18 protein-coding genes and 2 pseudogenes are annotated in these 17,724 nt (G+C 65.2%); 11 read left to right on the top strand and 9 right to left on the bottom strand.

Annotated elements, in window-relative coordinates:
- Window positions 1-17: 17 nt before the first annotated feature.
- The 6 genes from AC3WTE_RS27795 (at window position 18) to AC3WTE_RS27770 (ending at window position 5,854) form a co-directional block, all read left to right on the top strand.
- A complete protein-coding gene (locus tag AC3WTE_RS27795; RefSeq protein ID WP_492442720.1) occupies window positions 18-1,526 on the top strand; it encodes a site-specific integrase in 1,509 nt (502 codons plus the stop codon).
- Window positions 1,523-2,005: a hypothetical protein gene (locus AC3WTE_RS27790; protein ID WP_492442719.1), complete on the top strand. Its 483-nt coding sequence runs from the start codon at window positions 1,523-1,525 to the stop codon at window positions 2,003-2,005. The genes AC3WTE_RS27795 and AC3WTE_RS27790 overlap by 4 nt, the downstream gene beginning before the upstream one ends.
- A 145-nt stretch (window positions 2,006-2,150) precedes the next feature.
- A complete protein-coding gene (locus AC3WTE_RS27785) occupies window positions 2,151-3,311 on the top strand; it encodes a hypothetical protein (protein WP_492442718.1) in 1,161 nt (386 codons plus the stop codon).
- Window positions 3,308-4,333 carry a hypothetical protein gene (locus AC3WTE_RS27780; protein ID WP_492442717.1) on the top strand — a complete coding sequence of 342 codons (1,026 nt, stop codon included), beginning with the start codon at window positions 3,308-3,310 and terminating at the stop codon, window positions 4,331-4,333. Before AC3WTE_RS27785 ends, AC3WTE_RS27780 begins: the two co-directional genes overlap by 4 nt.
- On the top strand, window positions 4,230-5,450 hold the full coding sequence (locus tag AC3WTE_RS27775) for a hypothetical protein (RefSeq protein WP_492442716.1): 1,221 nt from the start codon (window positions 4,230-4,232) through the stop codon (window positions 5,448-5,450). Before AC3WTE_RS27780 ends, AC3WTE_RS27775 begins: the two co-directional genes overlap by 104 nt.
- Complete coding sequence (locus AC3WTE_RS27770; protein ID WP_492442715.1) at window positions 5,447-5,854, top strand: hypothetical protein; 408 nt, start codon at window positions 5,447-5,449, stop codon at window positions 5,852-5,854. Before AC3WTE_RS27775 ends, AC3WTE_RS27770 begins: the two co-directional genes overlap by 4 nt.
- A gap of 349 nt (window positions 5,855-6,203) precedes the next feature.
- Here the strand turns inward: AC3WTE_RS27770 and AC3WTE_RS27765 are convergent.
- The 3 genes and pseudogenes from AC3WTE_RS27765 to AC3WTE_RS27755 form a co-directional block, all read right to left on the bottom strand.
- A pseudogene (locus AC3WTE_RS27765) lies at window positions 6,204-7,708 on the bottom strand (multicopper oxidase family protein).
- Window positions 7,709-7,925: 217 nt separating this feature from the next.
- Window positions 7,926-8,123, bottom strand: a complete 198-nt coding sequence (locus AC3WTE_RS27760) for a cupredoxin domain-containing protein (protein ID WP_492442771.1) — start codon at window positions 8,121-8,123, stop codon at window positions 7,926-7,928.
- A 583-nt stretch (window positions 8,124-8,706) separates the two neighbouring features.
- Complete coding sequence (locus AC3WTE_RS27755) at window positions 8,707-8,886, bottom strand: hypothetical protein (protein WP_492442714.1); 180 nt, start codon at window positions 8,884-8,886, stop codon at window positions 8,707-8,709.
- 271 nt (window positions 8,887-9,157) lie between these two features.
- On the opposite strand from AC3WTE_RS27755, the gene AC3WTE_RS27750 reads away from it, so the two are divergent.
- The 4 genes from AC3WTE_RS27750 to AC3WTE_RS27735 all read left to right on the top strand — a co-directional run bounded on the left by AC3WTE_RS27750 (window position 9,158) and on the right by AC3WTE_RS27735 (window position 11,971).
- On the top strand, window positions 9,158-9,463 hold the full coding sequence (locus tag AC3WTE_RS27750) for a hypothetical protein (RefSeq protein WP_492442713.1): 306 nt from the start codon (window positions 9,158-9,160) through the stop codon (window positions 9,461-9,463).
- A 169-nt stretch (window positions 9,464-9,632) separates the two neighbouring features.
- On the top strand, window positions 9,633-10,034 hold the full coding sequence (locus tag AC3WTE_RS27745) for a BlaI/MecI/CopY family transcriptional regulator (protein ID WP_492442712.1): 402 nt from the start codon (window positions 9,633-9,635) through the stop codon (window positions 10,032-10,034).
- Between the two features lie 42 nt (window positions 10,035-10,076).
- Complete coding sequence (locus AC3WTE_RS27740) at window positions 10,077-10,955, top strand: M56 family metallopeptidase (protein ID WP_492442711.1); 879 nt, start codon at window positions 10,077-10,079, stop codon at window positions 10,953-10,955.
- Between the two features lie 86 nt (window positions 10,956-11,041).
- Window positions 11,042-11,971, top strand: coding sequence for a heme o synthase (locus tag AC3WTE_RS27735; RefSeq protein WP_492442710.1), 930 nt, complete (start codon window positions 11,042-11,044; stop codon window positions 11,969-11,971).
- Between the two features lie 198 nt (window positions 11,972-12,169).
- On the opposite strand, the pseudogene AC3WTE_RS27730 reads toward AC3WTE_RS27735, so the two are convergent.
- From AC3WTE_RS27730 to AC3WTE_RS27705, 6 genes and pseudogenes are all read right to left on the bottom strand, one after another.
- A pseudogene (locus AC3WTE_RS27730) lies at window positions 12,170-13,165 on the bottom strand (COX15/CtaA family protein).
- A gap of 155 nt (window positions 13,166-13,320) precedes the next feature.
- A complete protein-coding gene (locus AC3WTE_RS27725) occupies window positions 13,321-14,562 on the bottom strand; it encodes an NAD(P)/FAD-dependent oxidoreductase (protein WP_492442709.1) in 1,242 nt (413 codons plus the stop codon).
- Window positions 14,559-14,819 carry a ferredoxin gene (locus AC3WTE_RS27720; RefSeq protein WP_492442708.1) on the bottom strand — a complete coding sequence of 87 codons (261 nt, stop codon included), beginning with the start codon at window positions 14,817-14,819 and terminating at the stop codon, window positions 14,559-14,561. The genes AC3WTE_RS27725 and AC3WTE_RS27720 overlap by 4 nt, the downstream gene beginning before the upstream one ends.
- A 4-nt stretch (window positions 14,820-14,823) precedes the next feature.
- Complete coding sequence (locus tag AC3WTE_RS27715) at window positions 14,824-15,453, bottom strand: ferric reductase-like transmembrane domain-containing protein (RefSeq protein ID WP_492442707.1); 630 nt, start codon at window positions 15,451-15,453, stop codon at window positions 14,824-14,826.
- A 199-nt stretch (window positions 15,454-15,652) separates the two neighbouring features.
- Window positions 15,653-16,318, bottom strand: coding sequence for an MspA family porin (locus AC3WTE_RS27710; RefSeq protein WP_492442706.1), 666 nt, complete (start codon window positions 16,316-16,318; stop codon window positions 15,653-15,655).
- A gap of 64 nt (window positions 16,319-16,382) precedes the next feature.
- The gene (locus AC3WTE_RS27705; RefSeq protein WP_492442705.1) at window positions 16,383-17,054 is read right to left on the bottom strand and encodes an MspA family porin; all 672 of its coding nucleotides are present in this window, start codon (window positions 17,052-17,054) and stop codon (window positions 16,383-16,385) included.
- Window positions 17,055-17,266: 212 nt separating this feature from the next.
- On the opposite strand from AC3WTE_RS27705, the gene AC3WTE_RS27700 reads away from it, so the two are divergent.
- A complete protein-coding gene (locus AC3WTE_RS27700) occupies window positions 17,267-17,659 on the top strand; it encodes a BlaI/MecI/CopY family transcriptional regulator (RefSeq protein WP_492442704.1) in 393 nt (130 codons plus the stop codon).
- Window positions 17,660-17,724: the final 65 nt, after the last annotated feature.

The raw sequence follows: 17,724 nt of genomic DNA, 5'->3' as shown, positions 1-17,724 counted from the left end.
GTAGGAGGGGACCGGGGATGGTTCGTGATTCGGCTGATGGTTGGACTCTTCATTTCTACGACTTCCAGCAGCGGTTCGTATCGGTGGACGACGTGATTCCAGGGGTGGGTGATGTCGAGACGTGGGCGAAGCGAAATGGCGCGCGTGATGGCACTCCGTTCTTTCTTGATCCGTCGGGCCGGGCCGATGCGCTGTTGAACGCCTACTGGCGAGATCCGCTGGTGAGGGGACGAGCAACGGGGACGTTGCGTCGTTACGCCCTATCGCTGAAGGTGTGGCTGGATTTTCTGCACGCGATAGGCGTCCGATGGGACCAGGCGTCGCGATCGGAACTGGCTGCATTCAAGGAGTGGCGGTTGTCGGCTGAGAAGAACCCTCAGCATGTGAGTGCCAATAGTTTCTGTGTCGATCGCGCGGCGATCCGCAATTTTTACCTGTGGGCGGCCGAGCAGCACGGAATCGACAACCCCGTCCGAGCCCGTGCGATTGCCACGTCTCGGGTGGGTGGGCGCCAGATCGTGTTGGAGAGCACTCCGTCGGGGATGCGAAGGGCCGACGTGAAGTGGCTTACCCCGCAGGCATTTCGGTTGTGGCGGAACCTGGGGTTGCGCGGCTTCACGATGGAGGGTTTGCCGCGCCACGATTGGCGGGGACCGACTGAGGATCGCGACATCGCGTTCGTGGAGGGGTTGTTCGGGACGGGTTTACGAATCGGTGAGTGGTCCAGCATGTTGACCATCGAAGTGCCGAAGCCGGGTTCCGAGGGGCTCGTGCGTTCGCGCGTGGCGTCCCATTGCGCAAAGGGTGGTAGCGGGCGACCGTTCTGGATGCGCCGCCGCGTCGCTCAGCAAGTTCACTTCTACCTGCAGGAAGGTAGTCGCACTGCTGCCATCGCCCGCGCGCAACGTGCTGGTCGGTATGAACACATTGCGGATCGTTGGATCCTTGAACGGGTTCGGCGAGATGGGCAACTGGAGGTCGTCGATGAGAATGGAGCGCGTCGTACGGTCCGACTGGACGCGCTCGGGCCGTCGACGCGGATGAAGATGTTCCACATGGGACCTGATGGCCTGGAACCGATGTGGCTGTGGCTGAATCACGACGGGACGCCTCGCCCCAAACACTCCTGGTATAAGACATTCGACCGCGCGAACACCAGGGTCGCGAAGGCGCTTGCGCCATCGAGCGGTACGCCGTTGTGGTGCCGTCCCCACATGCTAAGGCATTCCTTCGCGCTGCGGTGGTATTGCATTGCCACGTTCGTCGCGTGGCGCCGTACCGACATGTTGACCAAGCAGGAGCAGCGCGACTTCCGCAATCAGCTTGGTGATGTCTGGTTTCTCCTGGCGACACTTCTCGGACATCGTAGTGCCGAGGTGACACGCAGCGTTTATCTCGAGCCGTTTCAGGTGCTGCAGGTCGAGGAGCTCATCGCGCTGATGGATGCCGATGATCGGCAATCCCTGGAGCGTCTCGTCGCAACGGTTGGCGTCGGTGAGTCGCGTGTGTTGACGGTCAAAACATGACGGGTCACCGGGCGGCGCAACCAGATTCGGCATGGCGGCCCGCATTGCGGCGACGCGGGCTGATCGTGACCTTCATCAGCGAGGACGGCACTCAGTCCAAGGACTTCGACTTCGGCTCTCTGCCGGGCAATGACGGGATCCGGCACGATTTCGCGATCGCGTTCGAGGATGCCACCGGTGTGCTCGGCGTTTCCAAGCGATTGAGGGGCGCCGGTGCGCTGTGGCAGTCGGCCCGGCATGCCTGCTGCTGGCTCGCCGAAAACCGGCCAGGGCTAGTGGGACTGGCAGAGTTGTCCGCCGCGGATGCCCGGCTCCTCGCCTTGTCGTGTCGGGTACCCAGCGGCCCTGGCCCGGCGCCGAGCCTCAAGACGCTGCTGCGCTGCAGTCCCGGCGTCTCAGACGAGGCACGCCAGGCGTTCGCACGCGTGCGTCACCAGAGGACAATCACTGCACGACAACCAACCCTATTCCTCCGATGAGATTCGCCCCATCACTGTCGTGGCACGTGGAATGGTACGGCGGGCGCGGGCCCGATTGCGGACTCATTGGACGATGGTCGCCGACTATCGTGCGGGGCGGTTCGATCACCTCCCTCGCGCAGACCCAAGTCGCAGTCTGGCCGAAGTGCTCGATCACTGCGCCCGTGAGGGCGATTTCCCCCGCACCGCCTCGGGTGCACGGGCTTACGTGACGCGGCGGGCGGTGACCGCGACCGGTGGATGCCGACTGATGTCGTTGCTGCATGTGAGTCCGGGCGAGGCATGGGCATTCGGTGTTCTCCTCGCGGGACTGACCGGCCTGAACCTGTCGACGCTGGACTCGCTGCCCGCCCCGCACCGACACGCCAGCAGCCCCGATGAACCCGGCATCGTGTTCGTCAGCGCCGACAAGCCCCGCCGTGGGAAACGGTCGGTCATGACGGTGCCGGTGACTGCGCTGCGCCCCGAACTGCGGCCGCTTGGCGGCGAGAATCGGCGGGCTGCAGTGCTCAACACGTCGCTGACTACCGCGTACGGGGTTTTTATGTTGCTGCTGGACCTGACCGAACCGGCCCGCGCGCTGACCGGGTCCCAGAACGCTTTCATCTACTACAGCGCCCAGCCCGACTATGTCGAACAGAAACTCTTCGGATACGGAACCAGCAGCACAGGCACCGGGGTGAATGCTCGACGACGGTGGATGGCGCCGTGGCTCACCGGTGACGCCGAGCATGACGGCCTGCTCCTCGGGATCAGTATGGATCGGCTGCGCAAGACCTACCTGGAGCAGGTCCGAAAACCCACATCCCACACCCCGGCCACGTTGGCTCGCTATCTGAGCCGTATGGAGCCTGTCAGGAACGAGGGATTCCAGATCGTCGCCGAGGCCCTCGATGAGCAGGTCGCCCGAGCACTGGCCCGACGGTCGATGACGGTGCAACCGGACAACCACGACAACGGATCCGGCCAGGACGCCGTGCTGGGCAATTGCGCCGATTTCGAGCACTCGCCGATCGACGGTAACCGGTGCCACCAGTCGTTCATGGCATGCCTTGACTGCAGCAACGCCCGCGCCTTCCCGCGCCACCTACCGGTTCAACTGGTCGTTGCCGACCGGCTTCGCGGCCTACGCCAAGAGATGCCCATCGGGCAGTGGATCGCCTATCACGCGGGTCCTCTCGCGCAACTCGACGACATCTTCGCCGAGTACGAGCAGGCCCAGCTGAGCGCCGCGCGAGCCGAGATCACCGACAGCGATCACCAGACGGCCAACCTTCTGCTGACGGGAAACCTCGAAGCATCATGACGCACACAGCTGAAGCATTCGACGTCGTGGCAGGCATCGACGTCGGTCCCGAAACAGAGGTCGTGATCAACCGCACGCTTCACATCGACGGGATCCGATGCCGATTCGGCGACCCGGTGTGGGATCTGTCCGCGGCGATCGAGGACCGACACAGCGCAAGACAAGCCGTGCATTGGGAGGGATTTCTGATGCCCTTTCGCCACGCCTGCAAGCTCTACCTGTTCGCCCTGCTCAACATCGTCGACGACGCACCCCGCCTTGACAGTGCCCGATCGCTCTATCCGCACATCAAGACGATCTTGGCCGAGCTGGTGCCGTTACGCCGGTTCACGACGTGGCTGGCGGAGCGGGGTGTCACATCGTTTGACCGGGTCAGCGCCGAACACCTCGACGACTACCTGCGCCACGTCACCGAGACCAGCGGTGTCAGCGCCCAATCCAAACGCTCGGCGCTACAGGCCATCAAGCGTCTGCACCTCTACCGAGATGCCTTGCCCGCGCATTGCCGGCTCCCCGCCGGCCCGTTGTGGGGCGGTGCGAGTGCACGAGGGCTCGCCCACTACGAGTCATCCTGGGGCAAACCGAACACGACCCCTCGCATCCACCCCGATGTCATGGAGCCGCTGCTCTCGGCAGCGTTGGTGGTCACCCACACGGTCGCCGCCGATCTCCTTCCCGCAGCGCGCAACCTTCTCGCGATGCGGCACCTCGCCCATCAGATCGCGCCGGACATTCGTCGGGCTCCCACTCGTACCGTGTCGGTGTTCGAGACCACCAAGGCCCAACTCGAATGCCTGCTTGCGGCACTGGGCCGCAACGACGCCTCACTTGCCTGGTATCCGGAACGGCGACACGACCAGTGTCGATCTGATGGGGTTGGCCGTGGGTGGATGGCTGCACCACACCGAACTGAAACGCATGAAAGAGACCCCGGTCCTGCTAGCCAAGTATGGGTTGCCGATCGACGTGGACATGTTGCGCACCAACACCTTCAGCGCCATCGGCACCCACTGCTGGCGTAACGACCCCGTCGGTGCGGATGAACTCGTCGAACTGGTTCGTCATGTCACGACGGCCTGTTTCCTCGTAATCGCCTACCTATCGGGTGTTCGGACCGGCGAGGCACTCAATCTACGACGCGGCTGCATCAGCCGGGACTCGAAGCTGGCGTTGACACTCATGTCCGGCCACCAGCTGAAGGCCGATGAGCAGCGCCGGCACCGATCGCCCGCCACGATCCCATGGGTCGTGACCGACGAAACCGCCCATGCCGTCAGCGTTCTTGAGCAGATCACGGTGAGCGATCTGCTGTTTCCGGCTTTCAATTTCTGCTCCCAACAGCGATTCCTCGTCGGCGCTACCCGGACCAGAACACCCGGCTCCATCAACGCCGACATCACCAGCTTCATCGAATGGTTCAACCGCGATATCGGCCCTGCGCTCAGCCATCCGCTGATCGGCGCCGACCCGCACGGCACAATCCAAGTGCCGCGCCTGCGCCGCACACTGGCATGGCACATCGTCCGGCGGCCCGGTGGAACGATCGCCGGCGCAACGCAATACGGCCACCTGCACACCCAAATGATCCAAGGCTATGCCGGCGGAGCTGATTCGGGATTCCTCGACGACATCACCTTCGAACAATTTCTCCACCGTGCCGAAATCATCCACGACGATTGCCAACGACTCGAGCGCGGCGAGCACGTCTCCGGTCCGGCCGCCGATGAGTACCGGGCCCGTATTGCCAGGGCAAGCACCTTCGCGGGCCTGACAGTGACTACCAAGACTCAGATCAACAACGCACTATCGAACCCCGACTTGCAGATCCACCACGGCGCAGTCGTAACCTGCGTGTTCCGGCGCGCCACCGCAGCCTGCCTCGAACCCGCCGACAGCGCCGCCAAACCCTTCTGGAGTCGATGCCGTCTGGGCTGCGTCAACGCCGCCCGCACCGACCGCGACGCCGCCAACCTTCACCTGCATGTCGAAGCACTCCAACAAGACGTGGCGACTCTCGGACTCCCCGAACCGCTGCGGCAACGAATTCAGGTACGCCTGACCGAGCACCGAAAGGCCCTCGCCGAGCACGAATCCAGCCGGCCGATGACAATCCCACGACAGAACGAGGAACGCGAATGACCCTCATGGGCGATGCCGGCGCAGGCAACGATGAGGAACGTCAGCGGGTCCGAGCCGCCATGAGCCGCCTCCGAGACAACAAAGCCGAGCGGAGCGACGGCGCGCGCACCGTGGTGGCCTTGGCTGACGAATCGGGAATACCACGGCAGAGACTCTACGAACATCACAGCGACCTGCTCAACGAGTTCAAGGCGACGCTCGGGTGCGGACCCGTCACCCCGAATGCCGAGGCTCCGCAACGACAACTTGCACAGGCCCGTGATCACAACCAGGAACTGGCCAACGAAAACGCTCAACTGCGAAGCAAGATCAGAACGCTCTCAGCGGTGATCACCGAACTCACCCACGAAACCTCCGGAGCCAACGTCGTTGTCCCGATGCCACGCAAACACCCGGGACGGTGAGAATTGGAGCGTCACTTTGAGTCAGCTCAAGGTCCCGCAGTCCGCTGATTCCACTGGATCCCAGCCGAAGGCAACGGCGCTCGAGTGAACATCACAAACCGATGGACAAGTGGCGCACGATCGGAATGGGCCGCTACTCCCCGAAGGAGCCGCGACGAAATCAGCGGTCCACCCCCGACCGGTATTTCCACGGACTGTTCGCAAACTTGTCGTCGAACCGTGACCGGGCATTGGTGTCGTTTTGGATCTCGCCGAGAGCCCGTGCGCCGGAACTACTCGGTCTCCGTCCCGTCGATGTCGATCCGGGACAATGCCGCGGCGTTGAAAGCGAGTGCGAAGTCGTCATATCTCATGTGGTGTAGTTCAGGCTGGTCATCATGCCAGCTTCTTGGTGGTACGTGTTGTGGCAGTGCAGCATCCAGATGCCGGGATTGTCGGCGATCACGTCGACGCTGACTTTCTGCATGGGCAAGACGATGGTCGTGTCTTTGCGTGGTCCCCGACGTCCGTCGGCCTTCATGACTTGGAAGGTGTGCCCGTGCAGGTGCATCGGATGCCACATCATCGACCGGTTGGTGAACGTCAACGTTGCCCGCTGTCCCAGGCGCACAGGAAGCGGTGGGCCTGGGCGAACGGTACCCCGTTGATGGTCCAGGTGTAGTTGCTCATGGAGCCGGCCAGCTCGGCGGACAGCTCCGCGTCGGGCTTGGCTGATCCCAGGTCGACGGCGGGTGTGGCGGTGAAGGTTTCGACGGTGCCGAGTCGCCCGGTGAGTTCTGCAGGCTCGAAGTCCCGGGCCGGTAGCGTGCCGGCACCGGTAGACAAGACGGCTCGCGCTACACCGTTCTTTCCCTCGGCCAGCGCTACGAGGGGAAACACGCCGTCTGCGGCGGTGACGGTGACGTCGTAGCGTTCACCCATTCCGAGCAAGAGTGCGTCGACGTCGATGGGTATGACGGGGTAGCCGTCGGTGTGGGTAACGGTCATGGAATGTCCGGTCAACGCCACCCGGAACGCGGTGTCGGAGCCTGCGTTGATGATCCGGATCCGGATCCGAGCTCCGGCACGGGCGGTGAAGGTCGTTGGTGCCGCTGGGATACGCCCGTTGATCAGGTAATGCGGGTATTTGAGGTCGCCGGGGTCCCCGCCGAGCAGCCCGCTGGTGCCCACTCCGGTGCCATGGCCGGCATGCCCATTCCGGGCATGGTGTCCATGGCAGGCGTGGGTCGGTCGTGCAGGTCGGCATAGTTTTTGTTGGGGGGTTTTGCCGACGCCGTCGGTCCAGTCGTCGAGAACGACGATCCACTCAGCGTCGTAGGCGCCTGGCTCGGCCGGATCATCGACGATGACAGGCAGGTACAGACCGGTGTCGGCGTCCAAGCCGGTGTGTGGATGTGCCCAATACGTACCCGGGTGCGGCAGTGAGAACCGGTAGACGAAGTCGCGGCCGGCGTCGATGGTGGGGCTTGCCGGCTCTGCGCCGTCCATGTCGTTGCGCAACGCGATGCCGTGTCAGTGCACGGACGTTGCATGGTCGAGACGGTTGGTGACGGTGACGGCGAGTTCGTCGCCGACCGCGGCCCGAATCAGTGGGCCGGGAACGGTGTTGCCGTAGGCCAGGGTGGGTGCGAGCGGGCCGCTCAGGTCGATAGTGGCCGGCTGCGCTATCAACGTCGCGCTCACCACGCGGCCGGTTCGTGGGCGGGCCGCTTCAGCGGCGGCAACGGCGGTGGCTTCGTTGGGTCGGGCGGGGCCGCCCGGGCGGCCGCAGGCCGCCAGCGCGTACCCCCCGGCGAGTGCGGCGGTGAACTGCCGCCGGCTCAGCAACACGCGATCCGCTGATGCTCCGGTCATACCAACTCCTGGACAATTCTTGGGGTCATCGCTGTGGTTGGTTGCCCTGTTCGGCCTGAGCACCGTAGCCCGGCCGCCCACTGGCCAGGGCTGGGGCAGAGATATGGTCGGCTTCGGTTCGAGCACTAGTTCAGGGAAATCCTGCTAACTTAAGCGCGGATCGACGAACTCGTGCTGGGCAGCGGCCTTGTGATCTTTCCGGTGCCTTCGCGCGACGCTATTTGGTGACCGTCACATCGCCGGTCATTTCGGGGTGGATGGTGCAGGTGTACCGGATTGTGTCGGGTTCGTCGGTGGGATAGGAAAAGGATTTTCCAGCTGGTACTTCCACGTCGAACTTGGCACCAGCGGTGGCTGTCACTGTATGGGTCACCGAGTCCCGATTGACCCAAGTGATCGATTGGCCGGTGTTGATCGTCAGACGACCGTGTAGTTCTGGATCGTGATGGTGGCGGCACTATTGCCGGGGACGGCTGGTGTTGGCGTACTTGATGAGTTGCCGCCGGTCGCCGTGGGCGCGCGATCAGCCGAAGGGGCTCCGCCGCACCCGGTCAGAAAGGCTAAGAGGCTGGCGGCGATGGCAGCTGCACATAAGCGCATCATGGTTGTGGCCTTTGGCGTTCGATGTTTCGTCGGATCAGGCAGTTCTCCCAACCTTCTTACCACAATCACCTACAGCGTGTAGGAGATTGTTGGCAACCGCTAATTGGTGTAGGGACTCTCGCGAAGGTGTCGGTGGTGCTCCCTCAGGCGTGCGAGTTTTCAGATGCGTGACAGGCAGAAATTCTCAGCAAGTCCAATCCTGGCAGCGACGTCGGGCAACCGGCTAAAGCTCGGGCGCAGAACAGTAGGGCGCACGGCGAGCGGGGCCAACGCCACGGCTGGGTGGCCTGATCTGCTTCTGATCGGGGTGGGTGATCGGGTCGTAAGCGCTGCGGGGCGAGCAGTCCGTCGGAGCGACGCCTGCTAACTGCTAACAGTTCAGCTGGTGGGCGGCGCTATGAAAGTAGCCCGCACGCCGCGTCGGGCAGGCCGTAGTAGCGGGGGCCGAAGTCGAAGAACCTGCTGTGTTCAGACGCCAGCAGCGCGGTCACGAATGTCGCCGCAGCGGTCACTGAATGCGTCGCGACGGCGGCGGCGACGCGGGCCGGGCGCGATGCGAGCGCTGTGGTGGGCATGGACTGGTCGTGCTGTTCACCGACGATCGGGCGGAACGGGGGCTGGTGTGAGCGCTCGCGCGGTCGGGTTTGTCGGCTCGGCTGTTCATCGTCTGCACCAACCCCCGCCGGCGCAGGGATCGTTCGACGATGCATCCGCGCTTCCCTATCGAGAACAGCCCGGCACATCAAACCTACTTATTGTGAGAGGCCTACTCCTACATGTTGTAGGTGTACGATTGCGGACGACAGTCCAACGGCGGGCTGCTTCCTTACCTCGGAAAGTACGCACATGAAGTATTTCGCCACCACCTTTGCCGCAGGCGTGCTGGCTGCCGCCGCTATAGCAGCAGCTGGCACCGCATCGGCAGCGCCAGCCGACCCGCAGACCGTGGAGAGCACGATCAGCAAGTTGAAGTCCGACGGCTACGACGTGATCGTGGCGAAGGTGGGCAGCGCGCCGCTGTCACAGTGCACCCTCATGGGAGTCCGAGGGGCCCACACGTTCACCCGTACGGATCATGGGTTTCCCGGATACCAGACCCCAACCATACCCACCGTGGTGGACAAAATGGTCTACGTCGACGTGCAGTGCTGACGCGTACCGACCCCGCGAACGGCCCGACAAAAGGACAATGTTGGATGTAACGCCGATCCGCCCCCAGCCTCGGGGCGCTGGTACGTCGCGGCGGCACTCACCTGGCCCGCATCGACCAGAACGCCTACGATTCGTAGGTGCAAGCGGGATTGCGGGAGGAACTACTGAGATGACACGCGACGACGAACGGGACCGGCGGGGTCGCGGGGAGCTGGAAAGCGAGATCCTCGCCGCGCTATGGGCGACCGAGTCGCCGCTGACCGCGGCCGAGGTGCAGCAATGCCTCGATCACGGCCCGGCCTACAACACGGTGCAAACCATCCTGACCCGTCTGCACGACAAAGGCCTGGTGTGGCGGGAGAAGTCCGGTCGCGCCCACCTGTACCGGCCCACCCAGGGGCAGGCCGAATTGGCAGCGGAGATGATGCACAACGTTATGCACCGTGGTGTCGATCGCCAGGCGGTGCTGCAACGCTTCCTGGACCGCCTCGACCCTGCAGACGACGCCGCGCTACGCCGCCTCGTCTCCGACACGCCGGCCATCCCACCCTCCGGTCATGACCCAGTCTGATCGGGGCTTCGCCCCGGTAACCAACGATTCTAAGGAGCGAGTATGCGGATCAGTGTGTACCTGCCGCTACTGGCATCGCTAGCGTTCGCGATCGGCGCACCCCTACTCGTCCGCTACCTCGCCCCACCCCTGGCGACCCGCACTCTGGCCGTCACCGCAGTACTGTCGGCCGCCGCCAGCACCTGGGGCCTGACCCTGCTGGCGGCGACCCTGATCGCCCAGACCCCGCCCGCCCAGGAACAGGGCACCGTCGTCAACCCGGTCCCCACTTTGGTCGCCGTCGCGGCCGCGCTCACCATGTCGTGGTGTCTGCACCGCGCGGTGCGTACGGTGCAGGTACGGCGCGGCATCGAAGGGGAGCTGCGCGCCGTGTGCGCACTGTGCCAACCTCACGGTGAACTCGCCGTCCTCGTCGATGACACCCCGCACGCCTACGCCGTGCCCGGCCGCCCCGGCCGCATCCTGATCAGCACGGGGCTGCTGCGCACCGCCGACGCCAGCGACCGCCGCGTCGTCTTGGCCCACGAACGCGCCCATCTTTGCCATCATCATCACCGTTACCGCGCGGTCACCGACCTGGCCGCCGCGCTCAATCCGCTGCTGATACCAACCCGTGTGGCCGTCGCATATCTGGTCGAGCGGTGGGCCGACGAAGTCGCCGCGGCCGCCGTCGGCAGCCGGGACCGTACCGCTCGCGCATTGGCCCGCATTGCCCTGGCGGGACCGCGCCGACCGACCGTCTTGCTCGGGTTTCACCGCCACGCCGTGACCGCCCGAGTCCGGGCACTGTGCCGACCCCCGGGCCGCTCCGTGCATCTGATCGCCGTCGCATGGACTGTCGCTGGGCTCCTTTCCGCGGCAGCGGCCAGCGATGCGACGCTTGCGTTCGGCCGAATCCTCGCCCAGCTCACCGGGATCTGAATTTCGGTGCGGGCCAATGCCTACACCCTCTCGCGGGACTCGATAGTCCCCCTAGTTTCCGGGGCCGAACCCGAGAATTTATTTGCGTGAGTATTCGCGAGCGCGTCGCGACCGGCCGGATACGCACCACGCTGCTGGCCTATCTCGCGTTGACGAAGCCGCGGGTGATCGAACTGCTGCTCGTCACCGCGATCCCCGCCATGTTGCTGGCGGATCGCGGCACGGTAAATCCGCTGCTGATCGGCAACACACTTGTCGGGGGCATGCTGGCGGCGGGGGGCGCCAACACGCTCAACTGTGTGGCCGACGCGGATATCGACAAGCTGATGAAGCGCACCGCGCTGCGGCCGCTGGCGCGAGCGATGGTCCCGACCCGCAATGCCCTGGTGTTCGGGCTGGTACTGGCGATCGGATCGTTCTTCTGGCTGTGGTGGACGACGAATCTGCTCTCGGGTGTGCTCGCCATCGCCACGATCCTGTTCTATGTCTTCGTCTACACGTTGCTGCTCAAGCGCCGGACGTCGCAGAACGTGGTGTGGGGTGGTGCGGCCGGGTGCATGCCGGTGATGATCGGCTGGTCGGCGGTCACCGGGACAATTGCGTGGCCGGCCCTGGCGATGTTCGCGGTGATCTTCTTCTGGACACCACCGCACACCTGGGCGCTGGCGATGCGCTATAAGGACGACTATCGCGCCGCCGGGGTGCCGATGCTGCCCGCGGTCGCCACCGAAGCCCAGGTGACCAAGCAGATCCTGATCTACACGTGGCTCACGGTGGCCGCGACGCTGGCGCTGGGCCTGGCCACCAGTTGGCTGTATACCGCGGTGGCGGTGCTGGCCGGCGCCTGGTTCCTGGTGATGGCACATCAGCTCCATGCCGGCGTGCGCCAAGGTGAGGCGGTCAAACCGCTGCGGCTGTTCCTGCAGTCCAACAACTACCTCGCCACGGTCTTTTGCGCGCTCGCAATGGACTCGGCGCTGGCGCTGCCGACCCTGATAGACATTCCCGGGTTCTAGCGCGTCCAGCGGCGCCGGTGACGGGGGCCGCGTCGCGTACACCGATCCCGGGTTGGTAAGAGCCCGGGCATCACCGCTACCGGCTTCTTGTTTGCCGCTCGGGTGGGACGAGATTGGCGGGTCCGGCGACCCGCGCTCGTCCGGGAACTCGAACTCGTCGCGCGGGGCTGGCCCGGCTCGACCCACGTCGCGCACCCGTCAGCGGCGCGAGGCGATGCTAGGCGTGGAGTCGCTATGGATCGGCCGGCGTCGGCGCGTTGTTCGCATCGACGCCCAAAGCGCCGCGGTTGCCGCGGTTCACGCGGCGGCCCCGGCGGCGTGGATCGCCACCAGTGCCGGCGGGTACGGCGGTGAAGAACTGCACGGTGCCGACCAGGCCTTGGGCGCATACCAAGGCGAATAGCATGCCCAGCCGAACTACGACCGGTCGGGCAGCCCGCATGGCGACCAGAGCGACGCCGAGCCCGACCGGTAGTGACAGGTAGGCGATCAGCAGCGACGAGTGCACGTGCACCAGGGTGGTGATCTGTACTTCGAGCCGCGGCACGGTCCGTTGGGGCTCCTGTCGCCGGCGTGCGGCCCCGCGCCAGTCACCAGGGTGCCGGCGATCAGCACCGCGGCCAGCGCAGCCGCGCTCAGTAAAGTCAAGGCTCGCAAGGGTTTAGGGACGACAAGCGCCGCTACACTGGCCGGGTCGACATGATCGGGTTCACCGATCTTGACGTACAGCAGCACCGCGAGCCAGACCATCGTCATGGACACCAGCAGGTGGATAGCGACCGTCCACCAGAGCAGCCCGGTGAGAACCGTGACGCCGCCCAGTACCGCCTGCAGCACCGTCGACGCCGGCATCAGCCACGCGTACACCAAGACCTCGCGCCGACGGCAGGCCCGGGTGACGGCCAGCACCGCCAGCGTGGCGGTCAGCACCACCGCGAAGGTGATCATCCGGTTGCCGAACGCCACCGCCTGGTGGATTTGGGGCACCTCGGAGAAAGCGACGCGAAGGAAACTTCCGGGAAAGCACCGGGGCCAAGTCGGGTAGCCCGGCCCCGACGCGGTGACCCGCACGATGGCGCCGGTGACCGCTATCCCGCTCTGGGTGAGAATGACCGGCGCTGCGGTGACGCGCTGAATCTGCAGGCTGGGCAGGGGGAGCACATCGGCCAGTCGCAGGAATCGTCCGACGGGCACCGCCCTGGGGGAGCAGAACGACAAGGCGTAGTAGGGGCCGTGTCGACGCAGGATCGGATCACCACGTTGGTGGTGCTTCGTCTTCTCCGCGGTGATCAAGAAGCCGCGTCAGCTCCGGCCGGGGTTCACCGTGGCGCTCGGTCACCTGGCCGACCTCAGCGGCGGTGTGAGGTGCCAGCCTTGGGACCGGGTGAACTCAATGACTGCCCGATGTGGTCCTGGTAGCCCATCAGTGTGCGGGGCGAGTCGAAGGCGACGGCGCCGACGAGGATCGGCTCGCCTGGTCCGGGTCGGGTGAATCCGGCGACGAACTGTTTGCGGTCGGGTGAGCCGTGCAGGATGGTCATGTCGGTGCCCAGTGCGGGCATTCCGAGGGATTGGATGCGCACGCCGTGTTGGTGGGACCAGAACCGCGGAACCGGGGTGAATGGCGCCGCGGCGTTCGGGCCGGCGAGCAGAGCGGCGGCGGCGGCTTGACCCATTTCGATGGCGTTGATCCAGTGTTCGACACGCCGGGGTGTGGTGTCGAACCGCAGGTTCGGCCATCGGGCGATGTCACCGGCTGCGACAACGGTATCTCGGGGATTGCCCTGCGAGTCTTGGACATGGCAGGTGGGAGTGCACACGATGCCGTCGCTCAGGTCGAGGCCGGAGCCGAAGAGCCAGTCGGTGCGGGGATGGGTGCCGATGCCGACGACCGCGGCGTCGGCGGTGATGGTCTCGCCGTTGTCGAGGTGCACCTGAACGCCGGCGGGTGTTTCGGTCCAGCCGTGCACGCCCACACCCAGACACAGCTGGACACCGGCGTCGCGGTGGATGTCGCCGACGATGGCTCCGAGTGCTGGTCCCAGGGAGCCGGCGAGCAGGGTCGGGTTGAGGTCGATGATCGTCGCGTGTAGCCCACGGACGCGGGCGGTGACCGCGATTTCGCAGCCGATGAACCCGCCTCCGACGATCGCGACATGATTGGCTCTGGCGAGGGCGCGGTCGACGGCGTAAGCGTCGTCGAGGGTGCGTAGCATCCGCACGTGCGGCAGATGCACTGGCGCACCCGGGAGGTGGCGGGCTTCGACGCCGGTGGCGATGACCAACCCGTCGAAGCCCATGTGCTCCCCGCCGGGGAGCACAAGACGTTGATCGTCGAGGTCGAGCCGCAGGTTCCGAATCCCCAGACGCCAGGTGGCGTCGAGGTCGGTGTAGGTGCGCAGCGGCAGATCACGGCGGGCGACCTCGCCGGTGAGCAGGCCTTTGGACAGTGGTGTGCGGTTGTAGGGGTGGTGGGGTTCGTCGCCGATGATCACCAGCTGACCGGCGTAGCCGAGCTCGCGGAGCCGTTCAGCGGCCGACAACGCGGCCAGCCCGGCCCCGGCGATGACGATCCGGTGTCGGGCGCTCATGGGCGGCGTTCGGTGAGGGTGATGGCCTGGGTGGGGCAGCACCGTGCTGCTTGGCGCAACTGGTGAATATCGCCGGCAGCAGGTCGGGTGGTGTAGCGCAGCCGTCCGTCGGCGTCCAGGGCGAACACCGCCGCGGCTTCCTGCGCGCAGATGCCGTAGAGCTGGCAGTGGGATTTGTCGACACTGACCGTCACCGGCCGGCGCGCGGCCGGATCGACGGTGGGGAACTGGTGGGCGGGGTTGTGGGGGGCGGGCATCTCCCTAGGCCTCCTTGGGGGCGATGCGCAGGCCGCCAGCGGTGGTGGCGGGCAGGATGCGCAGCACCCACAGCAAGGCGCAGGCCGCGGCGAGCCCGAGGACGGCTTCCCCGATCAGGCCCAGTGATTGGACTTCCGCGGAGGTGGTGATGGTGTGGGCCAGCGACAGCGCGAACGCGGCGTAGGCCAGGTAGTGCAGCAGATGCCAGCGCCGGTAGCCCAGCCGGCGTTGCAGCACAATCGACACTGCGATCGCCACCGCCAACTCCAGGCCGACGATACCCAGCCCGACCTCCAACTCGCCGCCGGCCACGAAGGGGATCACGGCGTTGACGGGCGTGAAGTGTTCCCCGGTCTGGAAGACGTAGGACACCGCGTGCAGCACCCCGAACGTCAGGGTGCTCACCGCCAGCACCATGTGCGTGCTGGTCAGGGCCGGACGGGCGATCTGGCGCCGCGCCCAGCCGGTGGTGGTCAGGATCCCAAAGCACACCGTGACCGCCATCATCCCGTAGCACAGGTACCCGGCGATCGTCGCGATGTGCCGCACCCCCTGGTCATAGGGGGTGTAATCGCCTTCGGCCACCAGTTGTGCGCTCTGTGTCAGTGCGGTGTGTGTCGCCCACGCCAGCATCGTCATCTCCTACCCGTTACTCTCGAAGTGTTGTCCTACGTCCTGTAAGAGTCTTACACGATGCCGGTGTCGATGCCCGATATCCTCACCGCTCAATGCACGCACCCGCCGCGGGGCCTGACGATCGGTGTCGACTTGCGGTGTGGCCGACGCGCGCGTTCGCTTGCACGGCATCGGCGAGCGGTTGCGCGGTTGGGCGTTAGCCGATGCTGAACGGTTGACCATAGACGGTGATGTACGCCGCGTCGGTCTCGTTGTAGATTTCGACTTGCGCGAACGAACGGGCTTGGGCGTATCCGGCGCAACCGGTCAGCCCGATGGTGGAGTCGGTCCAGGTCAGGGACGGATTGTCGGACTTGTGGAACTCGGTGTAGTTGTAGTGCCGCTCGTTGCCGTAATCGTCGGGATGCTCGATATCCAGAATGTAAAAGGACTGTGCCTGTCCCGGGCCCAGGGTCAAGTTGCCGCCGACTCCGTTGGCATTGATCTCCGGCATCGTTCCCGCAAAGTCCGAGGAACTTCCGAACGCACCGGTCGGACCGCCGCCGCCGATGTCCACCTGGCAACCCACGATGTACCCGGCGTAGACCCGTCCATCCGTGGGAGCGGACAGGTTAAGGGTCGCCTTGCCCGTCACCCAGGCGTTGCGGTGTACCGGGGTGTCCCCGAGCGAGGGATTGATGATGGCCGATTCTTCGGTTAGGGACAGCGTGGCGACGGTGCCGTCACCCAGGGTCCTCACCACCTGGTTGTCCGGCAACGGGACAACGGTGTCGGCCTTGGCAGCAGCGACCGAGACGAATCCGAGGACAACGGTTGTCGCGACCGCGGCCAGCCGCGGCAGTCTCCTACGAGTGACGATCATGGGGTTCCCCTCATGGGTTGGGTTTCCTATCGGCGAGCAAGAGTGGTGATGGACTCGGACGGTGTCAGCCGAGGCTGAACGGCTGCCCGTAGAGGGAGGTTTTCGAGTAGTGGTTGCCGATGATCTCCACGACCGAGTAGGCACGTGCCTGCGCATAGCCGGCGCACCCTTGGATTTGGATTTCCATGTCCTGGTAATCGACGAAGTACTTGCCCGGTTTGAGGATCGGCGTGTACTGCAGTTGAACGAACACCACCTGCCCCGGCGTCAGGTTGATGTTTATCAGCCCGGCCCCGGAAAGTCCGTTACGCAGGCTCACCCCGCCCAACAGGCCACCTGAGATCGCGTCGGGTGCGATGTTCACCTGGCAGCCGATGATGTAGCCGGTGTTGACCTGTGACGAGCCGTGGGTCGACGAATTGTTCGTTCCGGGGAGGTTCAGTGGCCCGTTGTTAGGCCCGTTGACCCCCTCGGGGGTGGCGCTGACGTCGGCGGTTACCCGGCCCGAGACCATCGCCGTTCGCCCGGCACCGTTGTCGGCCAGTGACGGGGAGACGGTGGCGTGTTCATCGGTTCGCGTCAGCACGACGTCCGGGCCGACCTTCTGACCGTCGGGCAACGGAATGAAGTCGTCGGCGGCTGCCGCGCCAGACGACCATAGACCGATAGCGACGGCCCCACCCATCCCCAGGACGGCGCAACGCAGGTGGAGCAGAGTGCCGCGGTTCTTCCTCATCATTCTCCCTTCGAGGTCCCTTGCGTGTGATTCCAACTGAGAGGGGGTGTGTAGTCCGAAACTGACGCGAACGGTCAACCCAACCAGACTGCTCAGCGTTTTTCCTACATCATGTAGGAGTCTTACACGATGTAATAGTCTTACGCAAATAAGCAGAAGTGGAGTGGCGCAGCAACCCCAATACGAGTAGCGAAGTCATCGAGGTGATGGATGTGAAGCACAAACCGTCTCATGCGCGGCGCGGGTCGGGGGCGTTGGAATCAGAGGTGCTCTCGGCGCTGTGGGCCGCCGGGGCACCGGTTACCGCCGCCCAGGTCCATGAGGCATTGCACGCGCCGGATCTGGCGTACAAGACCGTGCTGACCGTGGTGTCCCGGCTCTACGACAAGGGCCAGCTGGAACGGGAGAAGGTCGGCCGCGCCTACGTCTACTGGCCCAAGAAGGGCCGCGCCGAACACGCCGCCGGCCTGATGACCGCGGTGCTGACCGGTGACGTCGACCGCCGCGCGGTGCTGCTGGGATTCGTCAACGCCCTGGGCGCCGACGACGAGGCGGCGCTGCGGGCAGCGCTGGACCGGCGACCCGGAAGCGGCGACGGCCGGTGATCTACACGGTGTATCTGCCGCTGATCGCAGTGCTGGTCCTGACCACCCTCGCGCCGACTGTCGGA

Source organism: Mycobacterium sp. FW102-FHT13B02 (assembly GCF_058790275.1).
Note: the sequence above shows the minus strand (reverse complement) of the source record. Positions and strands in the feature narration are given on the sequence as shown.